Source organism: Ferrovum sp. JA12, assembly GCF_001431705.1.
In the GTDB taxonomy this organism is placed as follows: Bacteria; Pseudomonadota; Gammaproteobacteria; order Burkholderiales; family Ferrovaceae; genus PN-J185.
On the sequence record NZ_LJWX01000002.1, the window covers coordinates 330,867 to 352,481 of the forward strand.

Consider the following 21,615-nt stretch of genomic DNA (forward strand, 5'->3'; position numbering starts at 1 on the left):
TTAGTTTTGTGTTTTAGCAGCAATGGCCACTTGTGTAACGCCAGAGAGTTTTATGGCATCGAGTACTTTCATGACTACCTGTAAATCGGCTTCTTTGTCACCTGATATGGTCACCGCTGTTTTGTCTCCCATTTTTTTTAACTTTTCAGTGAGTTGGGGTAGTGATAGTTGCTGTTGTTCAACCCAGATAGCGCCATCTTGCTTGAGTTCTACCAACAGCTTAGGACTCGGTAATTCTTGAGCAGTACTACTGGTGGGCAGTTTAGTGACCTGACCTGTGGTAGGAATCATTTTTAACATGAGCATGGCAAAAAAGACCAGCAGGAATAGCATAATATCAATCATCGGAATGATCTCAATACGTGCTTTTTTCTCAGACAAATATCGCATAGATCAGAAATTCCTAGAGTGCTTTTAAATTATGTTGAATTTTAATATTACCTTGATTAAGGATAATAATTTTTAACGTTTCTAGTTGGTGAATCACCAAGCGAACGCGCGTATTTAATCCATTAAAAAAGATCAAACCAACCATGGCCACTACGAGGCCTGAGGCGGTTGCCAGCAATGCTTCAGCAATTCCAGAGGTGATTTGTAAAGCGCCACTTTGCCCCTGTCCTAAAACACTAAAGGCATTAAACATACCAAGGATGGTGCCAAAAAGCCCCAGTAGGGGAGCCAAGGTAATAACCGTATCTAGCATCCACAATGAACGATCTAATTGAGGCACTTCATGCATCAGAGCTTCCTCTAAAACGCTATCCAAGGATTCACGGTCGTGTTTTAAGTTGCCGGGAAGATCGTTGGCGGCATGAACTAAATTTAAATGAGGGAGTTTTGGATGTTTTTCTAAAAACTCTGTAAAAACCTGTGGATTTAGATTTTTTTTTGTTTTTACAAGCTTGAGTAATTGATCCCCGGCCTCCATCATGTTCGATAAATGACGGCTTCTTTCGATTATAATGGTTAATGCAAGGGTAAATAATATTACCATTAAATATAAAGTACCACCTGAATCGTTAGCTAAGTCAAGAATATGATTAAAAGACATATTTTGTTACTCATTATAAAATACAAATTATGTATGACATTTGTGACAACTCTATGACATGCTTTGAAAACTAAAAGGGCTTGTAATCAAATCGATGAAGTAGTGGAGTTTCTTAGGGGTTTAACCAGATTCAAGCAGTTTATTCGGGAATTTGGAGTGTTTTTTTGATGGTTTCTACTTTTCTCAGGGCGTCACTGGCACTATGTCCTAGAACCGTTATGTGACCCATTTTGCGGCCCTTTCTGGGCTCCTTCTTACCATATAAATGTAGACTTGCGGTGGATTCTTTTAATACCTTTTCCCATTGTGGGACACCATGCTCCCACACGTCACCTAAAATGTTCAGCATCACGGCAGGAGTTAAGGCTTCAGTGGAGCCCATGGGGAGATGGCATAAAATACGTAACTGCTGTTCAAATTGGTCAGTGACACAGGCATTTAAGGTAAAGTGAGCGCTATTATGAGGACGAGGGGCCATTTCGTTAACTAATAGGGTATCAATACCGGTCACAAAAAACTCCACAGCGAGGACCCCTACATAATTGAGTTTCTCTGCAATATCACAGGCGATTTTACGTGCCCGTTGAGCCAACTCGTCTCCAATTCTCGCGGGAGCTATGGTGACATCTAAAATACCGTGGCGATGTTTGTTCTCAGCAATAGGCCAAACATTAATCTGCCCTTCGATGTTACGTCCTAAAATAACTGAAATCTCAAGGCGTAAAGAAATTTGCTCTTCCACTATTACCGGGAATAAATCCCTTTGCGTCTTGAGGGTTGTTAACAAATCCTGTTCACTGCCAACTCGTACTTGCCCTTTACCGTCATAGCCAAAACGAGTGGTTTTAATGATAGCAGGATAGCGAATCTCTTTTTGCTTACGGTCTAATTCCTCCGCATTATTTAACACCACAAAATGTCCCACTGGAAAACCATGTTGTTTAAAAAACTGCTTTTCAAAAATACGATTTTGCGCAGTAGCCACCGCCTGAGAGGGTGGACTGACAGTAAGCTTTTCCTCTAAGGCCGCAAGTAAAGTAGCTGGAACATTTTCAAACTCGGTGGTCACCGCTATGCAGCGATTCAACAGAGTATCTAATACCCGCGGATCCTCATAGGGGAGGCAGAGGTGTTCATTGGCAAAATGCTTAGCAGGCGCTGCGGGATCAGGATCCACAACGATGACATCATAGCCCATGCGCCGAGCTACGGTACAAAACATTCGCCCAAGCTGTCCGCCACCTAAAAGTCCTACAGTATGATTCATGATTAGTGATTAGGCAGAGTCATGGCTTTAACCGATTCTTCTAGCTCATGGCGATAGTGTTCTAATTGTTGGGTTAATTCCACTGAATGTTGTGCCAGTATGCTCACAGCAAATAATCCGGCATTACAGGCTCCTGCCTCACCAATGGCAAAGGTGGCCACGGGTACCCCCTTGGGCATTTGGACAATAGAGAGTAGTGAGTCTTGACCTGCGAGATATTTACTGGGCACGGGAACCCCTAAGACGGGCACTGTGGTAATCGCAGCCAGCATGCCGGGCAGGTGAGCCGCCCCGCCTGCGCCAGCAATGATACACATGAGACCACGCTCCCTAGCGCTTTTAGCATAGTCAAACATCATATCGGGGGTTCTGTGTGCCGATACAATCTTAGTCTCAAAGGGAACCTTGAAGCGCTGGAGGATTAAGGCGGCATGCTCCATGATCGCCCAGTCAGAGTGGCTACCCATAACAATGCCAACCTGTACTTTAGTGAGGGCGACTTGTGGCATAACTAGTCAACCAACCCCTTGGCAGCCCCTACCTGGTCACGGTATGAGTCGAATATAAACTTTAAGGCATCGTTCATAGATACCTGCGGGCTCCATTCAAGTTCATTGCACGTATTAGTGATTTTAGGAACACGGTTTTGTACATCTTGATAACCGCGACCGTAATAGGCTTCTGAAGTGGTATCTATCAACTCCACTTGTTTTGCACTATCTCTATATTCTGGATACTCCATAGCAAGGTGAAGCATCATGGTAGCTAACTCTTTAACGGAATAGTTATTAACGGGGTTACCCACATTATAAATTTTACCGCTGGCTACACCGTTTTTATTCTCAATCATTTTCATGAGAGCAGATACGCCGTCATCAATGTAAGTGAAGGCTCGTTTTTGTGTTCCCCCGTCCACTAACTTAATGTTCTCACCGCGAACAATATGACCAAAAAATTGAGTGATAACTCGTGAGCTACCCTCCTTCGCGGTATGAATACTGTCTAAGCCTGCCCCAATCCAATTAAAGGGTCTGAATAAAGTAAAATCTAGACCCTCCTGCATACCGTAGGCCCAAATAACTCGATCCATGAGTTGCTTACTGCACGAGTAAATCCAGCGTTGTTTCTCAATGGGACCTAACACTAAATCTGAGTGGTCGGGATCAAACTCATCATCTTTACACATGCCATAAACTTCAGAGGTGGAAGGAAAGAGAATACGTTTTTTATAATTGACACAGCTTCTGACAATGGGGAGATTCGCTTCAAAATCTAATTCAAACACACGCAGTGGTTGCTGGACATAAGTAGCAGGAGTTGCAATGGCTACTAACGGCAGTACCACATCACACTTTTTAACATGGTATTCAATCCATTCTTTGTTGATGGTGATATCACCCTCAAAGAAGTGAAAACGGGGATGATTAATTAAATCATTAACACGATCACTTTGCATATCCATGCCAAACACTTCCCAGTCAGTAGTATGTAAAATACGCTGGCTTAAGTGATGACCAATAAATCCGTTTACCCCGAGAATCAATACCTTTTTCATGACATCAACCGAAAATTATAAAAATATATTATACCGGTTTACCGGGCTTTATTAAAGATTCATGAACTTTTATCGGTTTGGATTGGGTTTGAGTCGGGCCGGACCCCCTGAGGAAAGCGCTTTTTAAATTCCTCGGCATCGAGTGGTTGCCCATCAAGTTCTAAAGCCAGAATATAAAGCGCCTTACCGTCAGCGCCCACGGTTTTAGCAATGGCATCGTTAGTGTGGCTAAGAGAGGTGCGTAGCAGGTTTAGTTTTTGGCCATTAACATAGGTAAAGGCGCCAGGGTAAGGAGGGGCTAAGGCACGTACTAAATTGTGAATGGCAACACTGTTCTGGCCCCAATCAATTAGTCCATCCTCTGGTTTTCGTCCACCAAAATAACTGCCTTTTTTGAGATGTTGCTTGTGATGGGGTGCTTCACCTTTAAGTAACGAGGGCAAGATGTTATCAAGAGCCGTCATGGCAGCATCATTGACCCGGTCAAATACTTCTTTAGCGGTATCGTCAATGCCAATGGAAACTTTCTGTTGAGCGACAATAGCCCCTTGATCAGGTTTTTCAGTCATCACATGTAAAGTAGCTCCCGTTTCCGTCTCACCATGAATAATGGCCCAGTTAATGGGAACGCGACCGCGGTACTTGGGCAAAAGGGAACCGTGTAGGTTATAGGCACCTTTCTTAGCCAATTGTAAAATCTTTTCACCTAACATGTGGCGGTAATAGAATGAAAAAATAAAATCAGGCTTAGCCTGTTTGATTTGTTTGATCACCTCGGGGCTATTGGGATTCTCTGGTGTGATAACGGGTAATCCTTTTTCTTCTGCCAATTCTTTCACGCTGTTAAACCAAATATACTCCTTAGGATTGTTCTCATGGGTGAGCACTAAAGATACTTCAACCTGATGCTTTAAGAGAATCTTAAGAGCGTTAACGCCAATATTGTGATAAGCAAAAACAACGGCTTTAACCATGCTATGTGAGTCCTTGGGTTAGGGGAAAGGGTGAGAATCCTGAGCGCTATCAAATTCCAATACTGCCTGAACTAAAAAACGTGGACGGTCACGCACTTGCTGATAGATGCGGCCAACGTATTCACCTAGTAATCCAATACCAAACAATAAAATACCGATCAGAAAGAAGGTGATAGCAAAGAGAGTGAAAACCCCTTCAGCTTCAGGACCGATGACTAAACGTCGAATAAATAAATAAACCACAAATAAAGCGGAGAGTATGGATAACCCCATCCCCATTAATGAAAACCACTGTAAAGGGACTACAGAAAAACCTGTAATCAGATCGAAGTTGAGACGAATCAAACTGTATAAGGAATATTTAGATTCTCCCGCCGCTCTCTCCTCATGGGCCACAGTTACCTCAGTGGGATTTGAAGAAAAAGTATAGGCGAGAGCCGGAATAAAAGTGTTGATTTCACGGCAAGAGGAGATGGCTTCAATGATTTTTTTATCATAGGCACGCATCATGCAACCTTGATCTGTCATATGAATACGAGTCATTTTTTCCCGCAAACGATTCATTAAGCGTGAGGCAATCCGACGCCAAGCGCTGTCTTGGCGCACAGCGCGAATAGTTCCCACATAATCATGCCCCAAATCATAGGCGTCCAGTAACTTTTGCATTTCCTCGGGCGGATTTTGTAGGTCAGCATCAAGGGTGATGACTACCTTCCCACGGCAGTATTCAAAACCTGCCATGATGGCCATATGCTGCCCATAATTACCATTCAGTAGAATGACCCGCGTCACATCACGACGAAGTTCAAACTGTACTCGTAGTAGCGCTGCTGAACGATCACGACTACCATCGTTAACAAAAATCACCTCATAAGGACGATTTAATTGATCTAAGGCCGGGTAGAGGCGATCAAATAACGCTTGTAACCCATCCTCTTCGTTGTAAACAGGAATGACCACTGATAATTGTTTGGCGTTCATATTATGGATTATCGTTTGAAGTGATGAAGTAGTTGTAATAATGTATCACAGACATAATCAACTTCTTCTAACTGAAGTGTTGGGAAAAGGGGCAGGGTGAGTGTACTCTGACCTATGGTTTCAGCATGGGGAAAGTCTCCCTCTCGATATCCCAGTTGACGGTAGAGGGACGTTAAATGAATCGCCTCATAGGAAATACCCGTTCCGATCCCCATCTCTTGTAATTTGTTCATCAGTGTTTTTCTGTCAACGCTCAATTGATCTAGAGGTAACAAAGGGGCAAAGAAATTCCAACTATGCCCCCGGTCACCTCTGTAGGGCAGAATGAGCGAGGAACCTGACAGGCGTTCAAAGTAACGGTTAACGAGAGCGTGACGCTTATCAATGAATTCACTCAGGCGTGCTAACTGCAGTAAACCAAGCCTTGCGTTGACATCAGGGAGATTGTATTTACCACCCAACACCGTGACATCACGGGTCCCATCGGTGAGCCGTTGAATACCGTGAAAACGATAAGCTTCAGAGCGCTTGGCTTCCTCCTCAGAAGAGAAAATTAAAGCGCCTCCTTCAATGGTGGTGATGTTTTTATTGGGATGAAAGCTGAAGCTAACAATATCGCCCAAGCTCCCTATTAACTGGTTTTGCCAGCGACTACCAATGGCCAAGGCTGCATCCTCAATGACTCTGAGATTTTTTTCTCGTGCCAATTGGTATAGAGCCTCCATATCCATGGGGTGCCCAGCAAAATGGGTGGGCATTAATACCTTAGTGCGCGTAGTAATTGCATTGCTGGCTTGCAATAAATCCATATTACGCGTGATGGGATCTACCTCCACAAAAACAGGTGTTGCCCCGGTATGCATGATGGCATTGGCACAGGAGAAAAAAGTCTGTGCTGGCATAATCACTTCATCACCCGGGCCAACGCCAAGGGTGAGTAATGCCACTTCCATGGCGGCGGTAGCTGAGGTAAAGACGCGGGCAGGTCGCTCGTTATGCATCACCGACAAGGCTTTCTCAAAGGCTTGTACTTGCGGGCCAGTGGTAATCCAAAGGGAGCGTAAGGTGTCCGAGACCGCCCCTACCATCTCTTCATCAATGGTAGGACGTGCAAAAGGAATATAAGGGCGATTAGCTGCGGGCAATTAGAAAAACTCCCAGAATAATTATAACAATGCCAGCCACACGAGTGAGTGACATACTCTCGCCAAGCCACAGGGCTGCGATCAGGGCATTGACCACATAGCCGATGGAGAGCATGGGGTAGGCTATGGATACGGGCACTCTTGAGAGAGCTAAAATCCATACCACTACGCTGACCACATAACAACCTAAGCCACCTATTATGTGAATTTCTGTGGCTAATCGCCAACCAACAGGCCACAGGTTGTTTACATTAAACTCAAAATGGCCTACTGCGTTGGTGCCAGCTTTGAGTAAGAGTTGAGCGGTGGCATTGAGCAACACCCCTGTTAAAATCAGTAGAAAAGAAATGGTATTCATATGCGCGCTACTATAACATGACGGAAGTCTTTGTAGATAAGACGCATTGTAAAGCCTTTGGCGGCTAATTCAAGATAGGTGTTGGGTTCCATTATGGCGACGGCACCTCTGTCCTTATCCCATATTTTTTTGAATTCCTCTAGGCTGGCAATGGATCGTTGTGGCTCTAGTTCTAGCCCCATTGCCAGTTCATCTTTAAAATCCACCAAAGTCACCGTACGCTGTAAGTAATAATCCAAGGTTTGATCATAGGTTTGTACGCTATATATTTGGCTAGCCTCATGAAGAGGTACACGTAACTCATTAGCTACCCCTTCCATGGAGCTAATGGGAGAGAGTGTTTGGCTGCCCACTAACAGTATCTGTGTGCTAACAAGACCACACAAACCCATCACCACTAATTGCCCGTTGAGTCTTGTGAGGCGTTGATGCAGGACGAAATACATCAGCCAGAGTGCTCCGGCGAACATTAAATATTCACCGAAGTGTTGATAGGGGATAACCATATCAGCATCGAGGTCTGGATGAATGCCAATGACTGTTCCCCAGTGTGGGAAATGTAATACTGCTCCAGCAAACAATAAAAAAGACCCCCATGCTAATCCTGTAAGAGGAGCTGATTGGGGAAGGCTTTGCCGTTGCGCAATATAGCGCCCAGTGATGAGCGCTAGAGCAGGAAATATTGGTAACAGATAGGAGGGCAGTTTTGAGTCTGAAAGACTAAAAAATACCACCACAACTATAATAAATACCGCTAAGAATCGTTCAACGGAAAAGTCTCTCCTAAAGGGAGCGCACAGAGCCTCTGTGAGTGAGCGAAAAAGTAGTAGTGTCCAGGGCAAAAAACCCACTAATAAAATAGGTAGAAAATACCAAACCGGCTCCACACGCCGGTGAAGCGTGGTAGTAAAGCGCTGTAAATGCTCATGAATAAAAAAGAAATGAAAGAAAGAGGGATGCGCTCTTTGAATCACCCATAACCAAGGAAGCGTTACGAGGCTAAACAATATGAATCCGGGAAGCGGCTGAATTTTTCGCCACACCTGAAAACGTCGGGTGATGAGTGTGGTAGCAATGAGCCCAAGACCTGGCAACACCAGGCCAATTAATCCTTTTGAGAGAAAAGCGAGGCCCGCAGCGATCCAAGCTAACCACATATAGCGTCGTTGATTTTCATGAATACTTAATATGAAAGCACACACAGCGAGCGTGATAAAAAAGCTCACGCCCATGTCAAGGGTGTTAATGTGTCCTAGGGCCACGTAATAGAGGGAACTAGATAACACAGCGGCGCTTGAGAGGGCGGCGTTTCTACCCCACAGACGATGCGCCGTCAAAGCTACTAAAAAAATACCTAGTAGACCGCACAGTGCTCCCCATAGGCGAGGACTAAAATTATTGACCCCCAATGCTCTGATGGCAGCTGCACTTGCCCAGTACTGCAGAGGAGGTTTTTCAAAATACAAAATATGATTTAGGCGTGGGCTGGTCCAGTCCTGACTTATGGCCATTTCTCTGGCGATTTCTGCGTAGCGTCCTTCATCAGGACGCATCAAGGAGCGTGAACTCAGTCCAGCTCCCCAAATGACAGTCACTAACAATAAGAGAACAAGGACTGCTCTCATGAACCACTATGCAGGGTTTCAAGATAGCGCTGAGCATCTAATGCAGCCATACAGCCTGTGGCGGCACTGGTAATGGCTTGACGATAAACATAATCTTGCACATCGCCAGCAGCAAACACTCCAGGGATACTGGTGTGAGTGGCGCCACCGTTTCGTCCTGCATGAGTAATGATATAGCCATTTTCCATGGTCAGTTGATTAACAAATAATTCCGTATTAGGACGATGGCCAATGGCGATAAAAACGCCACGCAAGATAATGTCTTGGGTGGTGTGATCAATAGCATGTTTAACTCGCACTCCCGTGACGCCTTCCTTGTCGCCCAATACTTCATCCACAGTATGGTTCCAGAGGATCTTAACTTTCCCCTCTTTCACTTTATCCATGAGTTGGTCGATCATAATGGGCTCTGCTCGTAATTTGTCACGGCGGTGAATAAGTGTCACGCTACCAGCAATATTGGCAAGATACAGGGCCTCTTCCACAGCGGTATTACCCCCGCCCACTACAGCCACATCTTCATTACGGTAGAAAAAACCATCGCAGGTGGCGCATCCTGACACCCCTTTGCCCATAAATGTATTTTCTGATTCAAGACCCAGATAGAGCGCCGAGGCACCGGTGGCTATAATTAAAGCATCACAGGTATATTGGCCATTATCACCGGTTAATCTGAAGGGTTTTTGCAGTAACTCCGCTTGATTAATATGATCATAAATAATTTCTGTATTAAAGCGCTCTGCATGATGTTGAAAACGTTGCATTAGTTCAGGACCCATAACGCCATTGACATCAGCTGGCCAATTGTCCACCTCGGTGGTGGTCATCAATTGACCGCCTTGGTTTAACCCGGTGATGAGGACCGGGTTTAAGTTGGCTCGTGCAGCATACACCGCCGCAGTGTAGCCCGCTGGGCCGGAACCTAGAATAATGAGAGAATGATGTTGGAGTTGGCTCATAATGTCCTCATAATAGTAAAGGGTGATTATAACATTGCCTACCCAAGATATAATGCGAGTATTAACCTAACTAATTTGAGTGATATGGCAAAGACTAAGCCTATTTCTGTTGAATCAAACGCCCTGCCCGTTAAACTGATGAGGCTGATTCGTGAGGCACTGTGGGGGCTTATTGTAGTGTCTGCCCTCTATCTTGCTCTCATTTTGATCACTTATCATCGCTCAGACCCAGGTTGGTCGGTGTTGTCTTCAGGACAGGATATTGCCAATGCTGGGGGGCGAATTGGAGCGTATCTGTCTGATTTGTTATTGTATTTATATGGTTTTTCTGCCGCTTGGTTTGTTTTTGGTTTGTTATTGATGGCACGGCGTGCCTATTATTTCATGGCTGAATCTCGGGAGGTTCAACTCGGCATCAAAGAGAGCTATGAACATAAACACTGGTTTTGGGCGAGTTTAATTGGTTTTGTTTTTGTTTTATTTTCTTCCTCTGCGATTGAAGCAATGCGTTTTGCCGGCCGATCTTTTAGTCTTCCGCTCAATCCAACGGGGCCGGGCACATGCAGTGGAGCGGGCGGTATTATTGGTTGCGAGTTAGCAGATGTTCTCTCCGGCGCCCTTGGCATCAGCGGCGCTTTGATGCTCTTGTTACTGTTTTTTGCAGCAGGTTTGTCTTTAACTACGGGTATTTCTTGGATTAAATTATCGGAGTGGTTAGGTGGTAAGGTGGAGGATACGGTGGTAGGTTCAATACAGGCTCTAAAGACTTGGCAAGACAGACGAGTCGGGCGTAGAGCCGAGGTGGCTAGGGAAGCCACTGTAGTGCAAGCCCGGCGCCAATTAAAAGAACAAGAGCCCTTGATTATTGCTTCTCCCGTGGTGCAAATCCCTCAGTCGGCACGTGCTGTTAAGGAAAAACAGGTATCACTTTTTCAGGATATGCCTGACTCTGATCTACCTCCCTTGTCTTTACTGGATATGGCTGAAACCTCAGCGGAGATGATTTCACAGGAAACCTTGGAATTTACCTCTCGGCTTATTGAGCGTAAGTTAGCGGATTTTAATGTGGAAGTGCGGGTATTAGCCGCCTACCCAGGTCCTGTTATTACGCGCTATGAAATTGAACCGGCAGTAGGGGTTAAGGGTAGTCAAATTGTGAATTTAATTAAGGATCTTGGTCGCGCATTATCGGTGGGTAATATTCGCGTAGTGGAAACCATTCCTGGTAAAAGCTATATGGGTCTTGAGATTCCAAATCCTAAACGCGAAACCGTCAGGCTCTCTGAAATTGTAGGCTCGCAAGCCTATGGCGATATGCCCTCGCCATTAGCCCTAGCCATGGGGAAAGATATTGCCGGCAATCCGGTGGTGGTGGATCTTGCTAAAATGCCCCATTTGTTGGTGGCAGGAACGACTGGCTCAGGTAAGTCCGTGGCCATTAATGCCATGATTTTAAGTTTGCTTTATAAAGCGACACCGCAACAGATACGACTTATTTTAGTGGATCCTAAAATGCTTGAGTTATCTGTCTATGACGGTATTCCTCACCTCTTGGCACCGGTGGTGGTAGATATGAAAGAGGCGGCTCATGCCTTGCAATGGTGTGTGGCGGAAATGGATAAGCGTTATAAATTAATGTCCGCCTTGGGGGTTAGAAATTTGGCTGGCTACAATACAAAAATTGAGGAGGCTGAGAATGCGGGGGAATCGATTCCCCATCCCTTCTCCTTGACTCCTGATGAGCCAGAACCCCTGATTGCTTTACCCAACATTGTAGTGGTGATTGATGAGTTAGCAGATTTAATGATGGTGGTGGGTAAAAAAGTTGAGGAACTGATCGCTCGTATTGCTCAAAAAGCTCGTGCCGCTGGCATACATTTAGTGGTAGCCACACAGCGTCCTTCCGTTGATGTGATAACGGGATTAATTAAAGCCAATATTCCAACACGCGTATCTTTTCAAGTATCAAGCCGTGTGGATTCCAGAACTATTTTAGATCAGATGGGCGCTGAGTCTTTGTTAGGACAAGGGGATATGTTGTATTTACCAACGGGAGCGGGTTATCCACAGCGAGTGCATGGAGCTTATGTGGCCGATCATGAGGTTCATCGTGTGGTGGATTTTTTGAAAAAACAAGGTGAGCCAGATTATATTGAGGGTCTTCTAACGGGTGAAGCAAGTTTAAACGATACCGAGGGATCCTCTGGCAACGCATCTGTAGACAGCTCAGCAGAAAAGGATCCCCTCTACGATCAAGCGGTGGCTATTGTTATTGAAACAAGACGTGCTTCTATCTCCTTAGTGCAACGACATCTTCGGATTGGATACAATCGGGCTGCTCGTTTAATTGAGGAAATGGAGAAAGCAGGGTTGGTATCCACCATGGCCACCAATGGTAATCGAGAAGTTTTAGTTCCTGGAAGAGAGCAGTGATGAAGAAAATACTACTATTAGTGTCCCTATTAATGTTGAGCGTATCCTTAAACGTCTCAGCTACCGGATTATCGCGGTTAAATGATTTTATTCAACATACCAAAGAGGGGAGAGCCAGCTTTACGCAAACCAGTGTCAATGAAAAAGGTCAGGTGATTGGAAAAACCTCCACCGGAGTTTTTGAGTTTTCTCGTCCAGGATTGTTTCGTTGGAACTACCAACTGCCTTATCAGCAAAGCATAATTGGGGATGGTAAAAATTTATGGATTTGGGATCCTGATCTTGAGCAGGTGACCCGTAAACCTCTAAGTGGCAGCTTAGGGTCAACGCCTGCCGCTCTTCTAGCCGGAGACAACACCCTTGAAAAGGGTTTTAACCTGATGGAAGCTCCTGAGGACAACGGTTTACAGTGGGTAAGTGCAACCCCTAAAACTCAAGAAGCGGGCTTTCAGTCGATTAAGATGGGCTTTGATGATCAATCTTTGGTAGTGATGGAGCTGGTGGATAGTTTCAAGCATACTGTGATTATCCATTTTGGTTCTTTAAACAAGGCACCTCATTTTAAAGAAGGATATTTTCATTTTAGTCCCCCAACTGGGGCAGATGTTATTGAATAGTATTGATTAACTATTAAACTCTCTTCTGAGCCAAAATTTTTTAGTATGATGGGAAAAAATATCATCATAGAGACTTTGTCCTTTAAAAAAATTAATGCAAAGATTGATTTTTATTCTATGACAGACCATAATATCGAATTCGGGGTGTAGCGTAGCCTGGTAGCGCGCCTGGTTTGGGACCAGGATGTCGGGAGTTCGAATCTCTCCACCCCGACCAAAGTCTTTTGTAGTTTGCCTGATGGGTGCCCGTAGCTCAATCGGATAGAGCACCAGCCTTCTAAGCTGGGGGTTACAGGTTCGATTCCTGTCGGGCACGCCAATTTCAATGGTGGCTGTAGCTCAGTTGGTAGAGTCCCGGATTGTGATTCCGGTTGTCGTGGGTTCGAGTCCCATCAGCCACCCCATTCTTGTTTTCTTTTTAGTTGTCCTAAGCACTTAAAATTACTAGCAATTAACTACTCAATCGCTTTCAAACGCCAGTTGAAAACTAAATCAACACTGAATAATTCTTAAGTAACGAAACAGTTTGTGGCAATTGCTGCTTTTGTAAGCAAGTTAAAAATTCATCCATGTTCATTACTGGATTTTTCAAAGCACTACGTTGGTCTTTAAAAGCTTTGCAACAAATTGCAGGGGCCATATCTATCTGGTAATAAATAAAGTCATCTGGATGGATGACTTCAATCTGAAACGTTAGCAAATAATTAGTAGGAAAATCCTTTTGATTAAATGTCACAATCGCATCGGCCTTGCATTTTATAGCTGCAGCTAGCACCTGCCTGTCATCTTTATCAGGTAACGCTAAACCTTCAATTAAACATTCATAGCCTTCCACTTTTGCATTGGGTACATGACTGTCCATCAAGTTGCGTACATGCTCAAGTTTCTCTCTAGTATATCTGCCTGCGCGCACTAAAGCGTTTATCCACTCTTCGTGTATCGTAGCTGTCCAGTAAGCATTAAATAAATCACGATTTGCACAGCGCATTAAGCTGTCGTGTTATGGGGCAGGGTACAGTACACATGCCTCTAACAAAACAGCAAAACGCGCCATTCTGTTTAATCCCTCATACCCAACTCTTGCGAGGCCGCAGTTAATTCATCTAATGCTGTGTTACGCTTAACTAGCAATGATTCTTTATAAGCCAGAACATCACTTACTAATACACGGCGATGAGCACCCACTTTACGGTGAGGCAATTCGCCCTTTTCTAACAAACTCACTAAATGTGAGCAGCTAACATTCAGCAAATTAGTAGCTTCTTGTGTACTGAGTTCATCGTGAATTGGAACCAAGCTAATTGCATTGCCTTTTGCCATTTCTGAAACAATATCTAACAGTAATTACATAATTTTCCCTGGCAACACCAAATCATCAGCTACGCCATTATTGGCGCGTAAAGTTAGTTGCACCCTGCCTGCATCTGCATATTTACTCAACATACGGCTAGATTGTTTAGCAGCTTCAATCTCTGGCACTGTGGGTAAATGTACTGCATTGTGCATCGCGTTCATTTCTTATTACCTCTAAAGTAAGCTTGATTTATGCTTTACATGAATTGACTAAACGAAATAAAAGAAATAAACGAAACGGATAAGTTTTATTAAGTAGCGAGATATAAATCTAAACGATCTTTAGCAACACTTTCGTCATGATAATTGGTTAGGGCGGAAGTTAAAAAATTATCCATTAATAATTTAATGAATAAATCTTTTGAAACCTTTGAATCTAAAACTATTTTATCTTCTGCTTGGTTAAATCTAATTTTCCTGTCAATGTTGGGAATGTTTGACTCTTTCCCATTTAAGGGGGCAACTTTACTATTTACAATTAGCTCATAAAACAGTGGTCCTGTGATGGTTTTACAGCTACTGTAAGCTGGTGCTTCAGAGGGAACTCTTTAAGCTTCTGTAAGAATTATCCCTACGCAACGACTAAATTAATGTCAGGAAAGTATTTTATTACACTCCAATATTAAGGCATTAAACATAAAAAATAATAAGTTGATTTCAGCGCTCGCAACAGCATCTTTGTGAGTCACAGTAAGTAGTGGCGCTAAAAAAATGTCAGATAGGGGGTCTTTAGATGAGCGCTTTGGTGGAGCTTTATCAACGATTTAACGACATTGATCTTCAAATAAGAGAGCGTTTTAGTAGTATTGTTCCTGCATTTACGAACAATCCTCTAATACTTATTAAAACGCCTCTTACTCAGTGTGAAAGTCCACATTATCCAGATCAGGTCTTTATTGATGAAGTCAGTAGTGCGCAATGCTTTTCATTTGGTGACTCCGGGTTTATCTTTCTCTGGACAGCCCCTTGGCTAGTTTATTGTGAATCAGTGGGTGGTGGGAACTCTTGGCAGGAGGTTAAGAACATTTTGTTTTGTACAAAAAATGGCTTATTGATGGACAAAAAAGAAAGAGAAATTCTTATTTACCAAAAATTAATGTGGTAAATGGGTTAAATACCGTTCTCTCTTTAGGCATTAAAACGGTACTATTGCAACTACTCGTTGTGTGTGATGAAAAAATGGATCGTTTGTTAAGTAGTAATCCAAGACGTAAAATTTTGTCCGATAAAAGAAGGGAGGTATTGGGATAGTGTTGCTTTAGACAAAATGATCTGGATTAGTCATAAAGATTAGATACAATAAGATCCTGTTCTGTTATTGGATCTGTTATGAATACCCTTGAATCAGCGCTAACAAGTAATCCTCGATTACTTGAAGAAATGAGACGAACTATGATGAAATTTGCTCTGCTGCAGTTGGGGGAGATTCATGCGGCTGAGGATGTGGTCCAAGAGGCAATATTGGGAGCCCTAAAAAATAGTCAACAATTTCAGGGTGAGTCAGCGTTTAAGACTTGGGTTTTTGCTATTTTAAAAAATAAAATTATTGATTTGATTCGTCAAAAAAACCGTAGTATCAATATAAGCTCTTTCAGTGTTGATGATGAGGCTGATTTGGACGAGTTATTCGATCAACAGGGTCATTGGTTACCCGGTGAAAAACCTCAAGCTTGGACTAATCCAGAACAGCAAGCTGAGGATAAGCAATTTTGGGTTATTTTAGAGATGTGTCTTGACCGGTTACCTAAACAACAAGCTCAATTATTCATGATGAGAGAGCACCTAGGGCTAGAGGTCAAAGAAATCGGTGTGACTCTTCGCTTAACGGTCACCAATATAAATGTTTTACTATACCGCGCAAGGTTACGTTTAAGAGAATGCCTAGAAAACAACTGGTACATGAATAATTCGGTTAATAATTATGATGAATAACTGTCAAGACATAACAAAGCTTCTCTCGGAAGCCCAAGATAGAACTCTTTCATGGATAGAAAGGATCAAGATTCGTTTACACCTCTTTATTTGCGATGGTTGCACAAATTTTAATCATAACCTTCAGGATATGCGTCAATTACTGGATCGTTATTTTTCTGGTAAATAGTGTAGCCTTTCCCCTCATCGGCAGTGCAGGCTTGTAGATTGCTCTACTTTGCTCTCTATAATTGACCACAATACAGCAATTTTGGCCGCCTAGTCTCTAGCTGATGCACGGCGTTGTTTCACCATAATCGGTTTATTCGAGAATGTATGACCTCTCTGTGCTGTATCTAACTCTATACAAAGGTCAACGCTTACCCAGGCTGATGATTCAATAAATGTTTAATCAATAGTGTTAATTAAACCTCTTGAGAAATGAGGCTAAGTCGTAGAGGTGGGAGGGAATTTGCATCACATTAGTGTGATGACCAATTTGCCCTTTAAACGATCATTTTAGTTTTCTGCTAATAACTTGTTAAATATTTCAGAGGGGAAGGCTTTATTGAGACTAATGGCATAGAAGTTTTCAGTGACATCGGGCAGGGTGCAATATTTCTCTAGGGTCTTGTATTGCAACTCATCTTGAACCACCACCTCAGGGACGAGTGCCACTCCTGCCTGATCTCGAGCCAGTAAACGCAGCATTGCCATGTCATCCACTTCACTGTAATGAAGGGGATGAAAGTTAAGAGACTCACACAATACATCAAATTGACTACGGATATCACTACTAATGCCAGGCAGAAGAAGATGGAGTTGTTGACAGTCTTGGGGAAATTTAAATGCTTTGTTAGTGTGACGTGGGGGGCCCACTAAACTCACACTTTGTTTGGCAATTAAGCGACATCGCCAATGAGATTCATGATCAAGGGCTATGGGTTTATTGGATAAAATCAAATCCAGATGGTGTAGTTTTAGTCGTTCTAATAATTCAGTTAAGCTTGCTGACTCCAGTACCAGATGGACATCAGGTTCCTTAAAAATTGGACGAATAAAGTTTTCCTGAAAGTTCCGAGATAGGGTAGCTACCGCCCCAATTCTAATTATTTTGTTGTGACTGCCAATGCCTTGATTCAAATCATTAAGTAATTGATTGCCTAAATTAAAGATGGCCTCGGCATAACGTAATACTTGATGGCCAGCATCGGTCAAGGTGAGCTTTCGATTGTGACGTAAAAATAGCATCTGTCCCACCTCATCCTCTAATTGCTTAATTTGAGCAGATAAGGCCGATTGCGCTATATGTAAACGCTCTGCACATTGGGTGAGGTGACCCGTTTTGGCCACCTGCCAAAAATAGTAAAGATGATGATAATTTAATTGCTTAATGGGCATTGTTCTTTAAAAACGAATAAAAATATATATTTTATCTATTTTACTTATAAATTAACGCCTGTCAAACTAATACAAATTCATCTAACGGGTCCTCTGTATGTTGTTGTCTCTTATTTTACTGTTGCATTTATCAACACTTTTTTTATCCTATGGCAAAGAGTATTGGATAAAAAAAATACCTGTGATGTTATTTTTAGCTTGTGTACTAGTGGGCATTTTTTTGTGTCAGGCAATTATCCATCATGAACTTGATGCCATCTTGTCCTTGTCGCTACTCGCTTCAGTAGAGTTATTGTCCATAGTTATTTTTTCCTTTGCCTACGATTACTTGTCTGGGGAAAGGAGACGCACAGTTTTTTTACGTTTACTACTGACATTAGCTTCTTGCGTAGCTCTATTGCTACTGTGCCAATCTATTATTCTTTTATTTTTATCATGGTGCGTGATGGGCTTCGTGGTTAATCAACTACTGTTATTTTATAGGGATCGCACCCATACTCATGCTATTGCTAATAAGCAATTGGTCAATGATACCCTGGCCAATATATTAATGGGTAGCGGTCTCCTCGGACTGGCTTTACAGGGGGGATCCTTTTCAATTGCCCTCTTATCCCAGCGGTTACTCACTTCCCCCCACCACTACTCCACTTTACTTTTTCTCCTATTGATCGTGACCGCTTTTATGCTTAAGGCTGCCATCATGCCCTTTCATGGCTGGTTAATCCAGGTGATGGAAGTTCCAACGCCAGTATCGGCCTTCATGCATGCGGGGATTGTGAATTTATCGGGCATGATGTGGTTGCGTTTATATCCATGGTGGACCCATTATCCAGAGGTGAGGGAATGGTTAATGATAATGGCTTTAATGAGTCTTATTCTCTCAAGCATGGTGATGTTAACCAGAGTCTCAATTAAAGTCAGGCTAGCCTGGTCAACCACCGCGCAAATGAGTGTTGTATTCATTGAATGCGCCCAAGGTTGGTATGAGATGGCACTGATTCATATTGTTGGGCACTCTCTTTACAAGGCTCAAGCGTTTCTTCTATCTGGGAGCCGAGTGGCTGAACAACCTATCAAGGAGGAAATTAAGGGAATGCTAGGAAGCGTTTCTCCAAACTGCTTGTCACCAGTTCTCTCAGCGCTAGTCTCTCTCTCCCTATTTGTTGCTATTGAACAACTTTTAGCCATCTGGGTGAATACGTCTTCTTTATTAGGGCAACAGACTTTTTTTATATCACTATTACTTTCGCCCATGTTGTGGCTATTGACGAAAGAGACTCTTCTCTCCTTATTAATTAGGGTAGTGGTGCTCAGTGTCACCATGGTTATATTAATTCTCTCCCACACATGGCTCAACTCTTTGTTTCCCCAGATTGTAGAGTTATCGGGAGGGGTTAATCGAGTGATCATGGCGACTTTATTGATTACCTATCTCTTGCACTTTCTCATCTTAAGTGGACAACTGGGATCCCGCTTTCCTCTCTTAAATACTTGGGCCTTTGAAGGATTTTATCTGGATGCCCTGTGGAGTAATTATGTGGTTCAAGTATTAGTCGGTCTTACTGAAAAATTTAAAACACTGTTCACCAATTCCGTGACGAGGACTTTACATGACACCCCATAGTGTATCGCCAGAGCTCTGGCAGAGAGCGTTAGACGCAGCATTGCTTGAGGCCAACACAGCGCTAGCTCCGCAATGGTCCTTGACGCAGCAAATCGCGGTGAATCCCTTTTGGCACAAGCTACCCATCCCCTTTAAAGATTGGGCTGAGAAGTTTTTTGCCATGACGGGTCGCTCTCTCTATGGTAAGAATGACTCTCTCTCACCCCTTGAGGGCTTATCAGAGGATGAGTTAACCCAAGCTACCCAGTATTATCAACAGATTCATCAGAAGCTACCACTATGGACTGAGGCGACAGTGAGATTTGACTCTGACAAGAAAACCTTATTTCATCTAACCGATGAGCACGATGGGTACAAAGGCCATCTTAATGAGGCCATTCGCTTGCATATTTCACAAACCACCGCAGCCTTTGCCGATCATCAGCAAAGTCAGTGGCGTGATACTACACACACCAATCTGTATTTGTTTTGGAAAAAGCATCTTGAACAAAGATGGAATATGGAATTTGGTCAATTTAATCCCTTCATCAAACAACGGTTATTGTGTTTGCCCAATAATACCCATGAAGCCATAGATTGTGTGGTGCGCGAATTGTCTTTAGATAGTCAATGGTGGAGTGATTGGTTTCAGTGTCATCTCTATGCTTTTCCGGGATGGGTATCTTGGTGCGCCTATCAAGACCATGTTGAGCTGGATACAACAACGCATTATGTGGAAGATTTCTTGGCTATTCTTGTATCCTGGGATTATTTAGTGGATAGGGGCTCTCGTCAGACGGGATCTCCTTGGGATCAGTGGCAAGGGCAGTGGCGTCACAATAATGCCGAGGCGGCAACTGCTACGCTAGATGTACAATACTCGTTGTTATGGTTAAAAGAGTTTCAGTATCAACGGCAATTAATGGGTGAATTAACGCTCCATTCAGCACACAGTGGTACGCAAGATGACATTCATACACAGCTTATCTTCTGTATTGATGTACGCTCAGAGAGTATGAGAAGAGCCTTAGAAAACCTCGATCCTGGAATTGAAACGTTGGGCTTTGCAGGCTTCTTTGCTTTACCCGTGATCTATCAAGGTGCCCACCAAGGCCAAAGCATTGCTTACTATCATGGCTTACTTAAACCCCTCGGCAGTCTCAGGCATAAGAGAAGTCAAAACTCATCCCGTTGGTTTCATCTCTTAACGAAGCGTATTCTCTCTTACTTTAAATCCTCCTTAGAGATCAGTAAATCTCATCCTCTATCCTCCTTATTATGGGTAGAAGGTTTTGGAATGACTTATTTATTCTCCTTGATAACCCATTTGTTTCATTGTTCAAGGGATCAGTCCGTCATTCATTACCAAGACATCACTGAGCAATTAAAGGATACCTCCCTTGAAATGAGTGACGAGTTGATACTGAGCGCCATGAAAAGCTTTTTAGAGGGAACAGGTCTTAAGAATAAATTAGCAAAACGGGTGGTGATCGTGGGTCATGGCGCCCAAAGCCTTAACAATCCCCAGCAACACTCCCTGGACTGTGGCGCCTGTGGCGGTCAGTCAGGGGCGCTGAATGCAATTCTCATGGCGCGGCTTTTAAATGATGAGACACATCGGCGATGGCTAAACAATGAAGGCTATCTTATCCCTCAGGAGACGCGCTTTTATGCAGCCCATCACAACACCACAGCCCAGCAAATTGACTTGTTAGAGGACCACCACAGAGAGGGCGAATATGTAAAACAATTATTCTCTCAGGTAGCCTCCCATGTGTTCACGAGCCATCACGAACACGTCCGTTCCTCATCAAGGCGCGATAAAACCCACAACTGGGCGCAGGTACGCCCTGAATGGGGACTAATTAATAATGCTGCCTTAATTATTGCACCGCGTTCCCAAACGAAGGGATGCCCGTTACAGGGTCGTGTTTTTTTACATGACTATGATGAAGCGCAAGACCATGACTGGAAACGATTAGAACAGATTTTGTTGGCCCCTTTAATTGTTTCCCACTGGATAAATATGGGTTATTTCACTTCAAGGACCTTGCCTGATGTGTTGGGCAGTGGTAATAAATTACTGCATAACGTGGTAGGAGGGGACTTGGGTGTTTTTGAAGGGAACAGTGGCGATTTGCGCTTAGGGCTGGCTAAACAATCTCTGCATGATGGGGAACAATGGCGTCATGAAGCACAGCGTCTGACAGTGGTGGTGAGTGCGCCACCCACAGCCCTTGAAACAGTGATTAATCAGCATTCTGTCTTACGGGACTTAGTGAATGGGAGATGGATTCATTTATTTAGTTGGCAAAACAATGAATTTTTACTCTATACACCACAGCAATGGATAGCCTTCTAACTTTTTAAACAGTGAGATAT

At 43.4% G+C, this 21,615-nt stretch carries 23 protein-coding genes and 3 tRNA genes; 10 read left to right on the forward strand and 16 right to left on the reverse strand.

Annotation, left to right across the window (positions count from 1 at the left end):
* From FERRO_RS06660 to trxB, 11 genes are all read right to left on the reverse strand, one after another.
* Positions 1 to 390, reverse strand: a complete 390-nt coding sequence (locus FERRO_RS06660; protein ID WP_056930107.1) for an ExbD/TolR family protein — start codon at positions 388 to 390, stop codon at positions 1 to 3.
* A gap of 13 nt (positions 391 to 403) precedes the next feature.
* Positions 404 to 1,051 (reverse strand): MotA/TolQ/ExbB proton channel family protein, encoded by a 648-nt coding sequence (locus tag FERRO_RS06665; protein WP_056930108.1) that lies wholly within the window; start codon positions 1,049 to 1,051, stop codon positions 404 to 406.
* Between the two features lie 139 nt (positions 1,052 to 1,190).
* Entirely contained in the window at positions 1,191 to 2,318 is a 1,128-nt protein-coding gene (locus FERRO_RS06670; RefSeq protein ID WP_056930109.1) for a 5-(carboxyamino)imidazole ribonucleotide synthase, read from the reverse strand.
* A 2-nt stretch (positions 2,319 to 2,320) separates the two neighbouring features.
* Positions 2,321 to 2,827 (reverse strand): 5-(carboxyamino)imidazole ribonucleotide mutase, encoded by a 507-nt coding sequence (gene purE / locus FERRO_RS06675; protein WP_056930110.1) that lies wholly within the window; start codon positions 2,825 to 2,827, stop codon positions 2,321 to 2,323.
* 2 nt (positions 2,828 to 2,829) lie between these two features.
* The gene (locus tag FERRO_RS06680) at positions 2,830 to 3,873 is read right to left on the reverse strand and encodes a bifunctional UDP-4-keto-pentose/UDP-xylose synthase (RefSeq protein ID WP_056930111.1); all 1,044 of its coding nucleotides are present in this window, start codon (positions 3,871 to 3,873) and stop codon (positions 2,830 to 2,832) included.
* Positions 3,874 to 3,932: 59 nt separating this feature from the next.
* Complete coding sequence (locus FERRO_RS06685; RefSeq protein WP_056930112.1) at positions 3,933 to 4,847, reverse strand: formyltransferase; 915 nt, start codon at positions 4,845 to 4,847, stop codon at positions 3,933 to 3,935.
* Positions 4,848 to 4,865: 18 nt separating this feature from the next.
* Positions 4,866 to 5,828, reverse strand: coding sequence for a glycosyltransferase (locus FERRO_RS06690; RefSeq protein ID WP_056930113.1), 963 nt, complete (start codon positions 5,826 to 5,828; stop codon positions 4,866 to 4,868).
* Between the two features lie 8 nt (positions 5,829 to 5,836).
* Entirely contained in the window at positions 5,837 to 6,973 is a 1,137-nt protein-coding gene (locus tag FERRO_RS06695) for a DegT/DnrJ/EryC1/StrS family aminotransferase (protein ID WP_204374788.1), read from the reverse strand.
* Positions 6,960 to 7,331, reverse strand: coding sequence for an SMR family transporter (locus FERRO_RS06700; protein ID WP_056930114.1), 372 nt, complete (start codon positions 7,329 to 7,331; stop codon positions 6,960 to 6,962). Before FERRO_RS06700 ends, FERRO_RS06695 begins: the two co-directional genes overlap by 14 nt.
* The gene (locus FERRO_RS06705; RefSeq protein WP_056930115.1) at positions 7,328 to 8,956 is read right to left on the reverse strand and encodes a glycosyltransferase family 39 protein; all 1,629 of its coding nucleotides are present in this window, start codon (positions 8,954 to 8,956) and stop codon (positions 7,328 to 7,330) included. The genes FERRO_RS06700 and FERRO_RS06705 overlap by 4 nt, the downstream gene beginning before the upstream one ends.
* Entirely contained in the window at positions 8,953 to 9,915 is a 963-nt protein-coding gene (gene trxB / locus FERRO_RS06710) for a thioredoxin-disulfide reductase (protein WP_056930116.1), read from the reverse strand. Before trxB ends, FERRO_RS06705 begins: the two co-directional genes overlap by 4 nt.
* Positions 9,916 to 9,999: 84 nt before the next feature.
* Between trxB and FERRO_RS10520 the strand changes: the two genes are divergently transcribed.
* From FERRO_RS10520 to FERRO_RS06735, 5 genes are all read left to right on the forward strand, one after another.
* Positions 10,000 to 12,348, forward strand: coding sequence for a DNA translocase FtsK (locus FERRO_RS10520; protein ID WP_056930628.1), 2,349 nt, complete (start codon positions 10,000 to 10,002; stop codon positions 12,346 to 12,348).
* Complete coding sequence (gene lolA, locus FERRO_RS06720) at positions 12,348 to 12,965, forward strand: outer membrane lipoprotein chaperone LolA (protein WP_056930117.1); 618 nt, start codon at positions 12,348 to 12,350, stop codon at positions 12,963 to 12,965. Before FERRO_RS10520 ends, lolA begins: the two co-directional genes overlap by 1 nt.
* Before the next feature lie 140 nt (positions 12,966 to 13,105).
* Positions 13,106 to 13,182, forward strand: a tRNA-Pro gene (locus FERRO_RS06725).
* A 25-nt stretch (positions 13,183 to 13,207) separates the two neighbouring features.
* A tRNA-Arg gene (locus tag FERRO_RS06730) sits at positions 13,208 to 13,284 on the forward strand.
* A gap of 9 nt (positions 13,285 to 13,293) precedes the next feature.
* Positions 13,294 to 13,369, forward strand: a tRNA-His gene (locus FERRO_RS06735).
* 83 nt (positions 13,370 to 13,452) lie between these two features.
* On the opposite strand, the gene FERRO_RS06740 is transcribed toward FERRO_RS06735, so the two are convergent.
* From FERRO_RS06740 to FERRO_RS10665, 4 genes are all read right to left on the reverse strand, one after another.
* Positions 13,453 to 13,953: a PIN domain-containing protein gene (locus FERRO_RS06740; RefSeq protein WP_204374789.1), complete on the reverse strand. Its 501-nt coding sequence runs from the start codon at positions 13,951 to 13,953 to the stop codon at positions 13,453 to 13,455.
* 71 nt (positions 13,954 to 14,024) lie between these two features.
* Positions 14,025 to 14,285 carry a helix-turn-helix domain-containing protein gene (locus tag FERRO_RS10310; protein WP_204374790.1) on the reverse strand — a complete coding sequence of 87 codons (261 nt, stop codon included), beginning with the start codon at positions 14,283 to 14,285 and terminating at the stop codon, positions 14,025 to 14,027.
* A gap of 24 nt (positions 14,286 to 14,309) precedes the next feature.
* Entirely contained in the window at positions 14,310 to 14,480 is a 171-nt protein-coding gene (locus tag FERRO_RS10315) for a hypothetical protein (protein WP_204374791.1), read from the reverse strand.
* 89 nt (positions 14,481 to 14,569) lie between these two features.
* Entirely contained in the window at positions 14,570 to 14,824 is a 255-nt protein-coding gene (locus tag FERRO_RS10665) for a Kiwa anti-phage protein KwaB-like domain-containing protein (RefSeq protein WP_082601230.1), read from the reverse strand.
* 227 nt (positions 14,825 to 15,051) lie between these two features.
* On the opposite strand from FERRO_RS10665, the gene FERRO_RS06750 reads away from it, so the two are divergent.
* The 3 genes from FERRO_RS06750 to FERRO_RS10670 all read left to right on the forward strand — a co-directional run bounded on the left by FERRO_RS06750 (position 15,052) and on the right by FERRO_RS10670 (position 16,419).
* On the forward strand, positions 15,052 to 15,423 hold the full coding sequence (locus FERRO_RS06750) for a hypothetical protein (protein ID WP_056930118.1): 372 nt from the start codon (positions 15,052 to 15,054) through the stop codon (positions 15,421 to 15,423).
* A 224-nt stretch (positions 15,424 to 15,647) separates the two neighbouring features.
* Positions 15,648 to 16,250 (forward strand): sigma-70 family RNA polymerase sigma factor, encoded by a 603-nt coding sequence (locus tag FERRO_RS06755; protein ID WP_056930119.1) that lies wholly within the window; start codon positions 15,648 to 15,650, stop codon positions 16,248 to 16,250.
* Positions 16,243 to 16,419, forward strand: coding sequence for a zf-HC2 domain-containing protein (locus FERRO_RS10670; RefSeq protein ID WP_082601283.1), 177 nt, complete (start codon positions 16,243 to 16,245; stop codon positions 16,417 to 16,419). The genes FERRO_RS06755 and FERRO_RS10670 overlap by 8 nt, the downstream gene beginning before the upstream one ends.
* Before the next feature lie 329 nt (positions 16,420 to 16,748).
* On the opposite strand, the gene FERRO_RS06760 is transcribed toward FERRO_RS10670, so the two are convergent.
* A complete protein-coding gene (locus FERRO_RS06760) occupies positions 16,749 to 17,624 on the reverse strand; it encodes a LysR family transcriptional regulator (RefSeq protein WP_056930629.1) in 876 nt (291 codons plus the stop codon).
* Positions 17,625 to 17,727: 103 nt separating this feature from the next.
* Between FERRO_RS06760 and FERRO_RS06765 the strand changes: the two genes are divergently transcribed.
* The gene (locus tag FERRO_RS06765; protein WP_056930120.1) at positions 17,728 to 19,254 is read left to right on the forward strand and encodes a proton-conducting transporter transmembrane domain-containing protein; all 1,527 of its coding nucleotides are present in this window, start codon (positions 17,728 to 17,730) and stop codon (positions 19,252 to 19,254) included.
* Complete coding sequence (locus FERRO_RS06770) at positions 19,241 to 21,595, forward strand: putative inorganic carbon transporter subunit DabA (RefSeq protein ID WP_056930121.1); 2,355 nt, start codon at positions 19,241 to 19,243, stop codon at positions 21,593 to 21,595. Before FERRO_RS06765 ends, FERRO_RS06770 begins: the two co-directional genes overlap by 14 nt.
* Positions 21,596 to 21,615: the final 20 nt, after the last annotated feature.

What these genes read in the sequence shown, in the direction of transcription:
- FERRO_RS06755 (WP_056930119.1), top strand. Translation starts at nt 15,648, where the DNA reads ATGAATACCCTTGAATCAGCGCTAACAAGTAATCCTCGATTACTTGAA.
- lolA (WP_056930117.1), top strand. Translation starts at nt 12,348, where the DNA reads ATGAAGAAAATACTACTATTAGTGTCCCTATTAATGTTGAGCGTATCC.
- FERRO_RS06750 (WP_056930118.1), top strand. Translation starts at nt 15,052, where the DNA reads ATGAGCGCTTTGGTGGAGCTTTATCAACGATTTAACGACATTGATCTT.
- FERRO_RS10670 (WP_082601283.1), top strand. Translation starts at nt 16,243, where the DNA reads ATGAATAACTGTCAAGACATAACAAAGCTTCTCTCGGAAGCCCAAGAT.
- FERRO_RS06685 (WP_056930112.1), bottom strand. Translation starts at nt 4,847, where the DNA reads ATGGTTAAAGCCGTTGTTTTTGCTTATCACAATATTGGCGTTAACGCT.
- FERRO_RS06700 (WP_056930114.1), bottom strand. Translation starts at nt 7,331, where the DNA reads ATGAATACCATTTCTTTTCTACTGATTTTAACAGGGGTGTTGCTCAAT.
- FERRO_RS06690 (WP_056930113.1), bottom strand. Translation starts at nt 5,828, where the DNA reads ATGAACGCCAAACAATTATCAGTGGTCATTCCTGTTTACAACGAAGAG.
- FERRO_RS06665 (WP_056930108.1), bottom strand. Translation starts at nt 1,051, where the DNA reads ATGTCTTTTAATCATATTCTTGACTTAGCTAACGATTCAGGTGGTACT.
- FERRO_RS06670 (WP_056930109.1), bottom strand. Translation starts at nt 2,318, where the DNA reads ATGAATCATACTGTAGGACTTTTAGGTGGCGGACAGCTTGGGCGAATG.
- FERRO_RS06705 (WP_056930115.1), bottom strand. Translation starts at nt 8,956, where the DNA reads ATGAGAGCAGTCCTTGTTCTCTTATTGTTAGTGACTGTCATTTGGGGA.
- trxB (WP_056930116.1), bottom strand. Translation starts at nt 9,915, where the DNA reads ATGAGCCAACTCCAACATCATTCTCTCATTATTCTAGGTTCCGGCCCA.
- FERRO_RS10310 (WP_204374790.1), bottom strand. Translation starts at nt 14,285, where the DNA reads ATGGCAAAAGGCAATGCAATTAGCTTGGTTCCAATTCACGATGAACTC.
- FERRO_RS06680 (WP_056930111.1), bottom strand. Translation starts at nt 3,873, where the DNA reads ATGAAAAAGGTATTGATTCTCGGGGTAAACGGATTTATTGGTCATCAC.
- FERRO_RS06740 (WP_204374789.1), bottom strand. Translation starts at nt 13,953, where the DNA reads ATGCGCTGTGCAAATCGTGATTTATTTAATGCTTACTGGACAGCTACG.
- purE (WP_056930110.1), bottom strand. Translation starts at nt 2,827, where the DNA reads ATGCCACAAGTCGCCCTCACTAAAGTACAGGTTGGCATTGTTATGGGT.
- FERRO_RS06770 (WP_056930121.1), top strand. Translation starts at nt 19,241, where the DNA reads ATGACACCCCATAGTGTATCGCCAGAGCTCTGGCAGAGAGCGTTAGAC.
- FERRO_RS10520 (WP_056930628.1), top strand. Translation starts at nt 10,000, where the DNA reads ATGGCAAAGACTAAGCCTATTTCTGTTGAATCAAACGCCCTGCCCGTT.
- FERRO_RS06765 (WP_056930120.1), top strand. Translation starts at nt 17,728, where the DNA reads ATGTTGTTGTCTCTTATTTTACTGTTGCATTTATCAACACTTTTTTTA.
- FERRO_RS10315 (WP_204374791.1), bottom strand. Translation starts at nt 14,480, where the DNA reads ATGAACGCGATGCACAATGCAGTACATTTACCCACAGTGCCAGAGATT.
- FERRO_RS06660 (WP_056930107.1), bottom strand. Translation starts at nt 390, where the DNA reads ATGCGATATTTGTCTGAGAAAAAAGCACGTATTGAGATCATTCCGATG.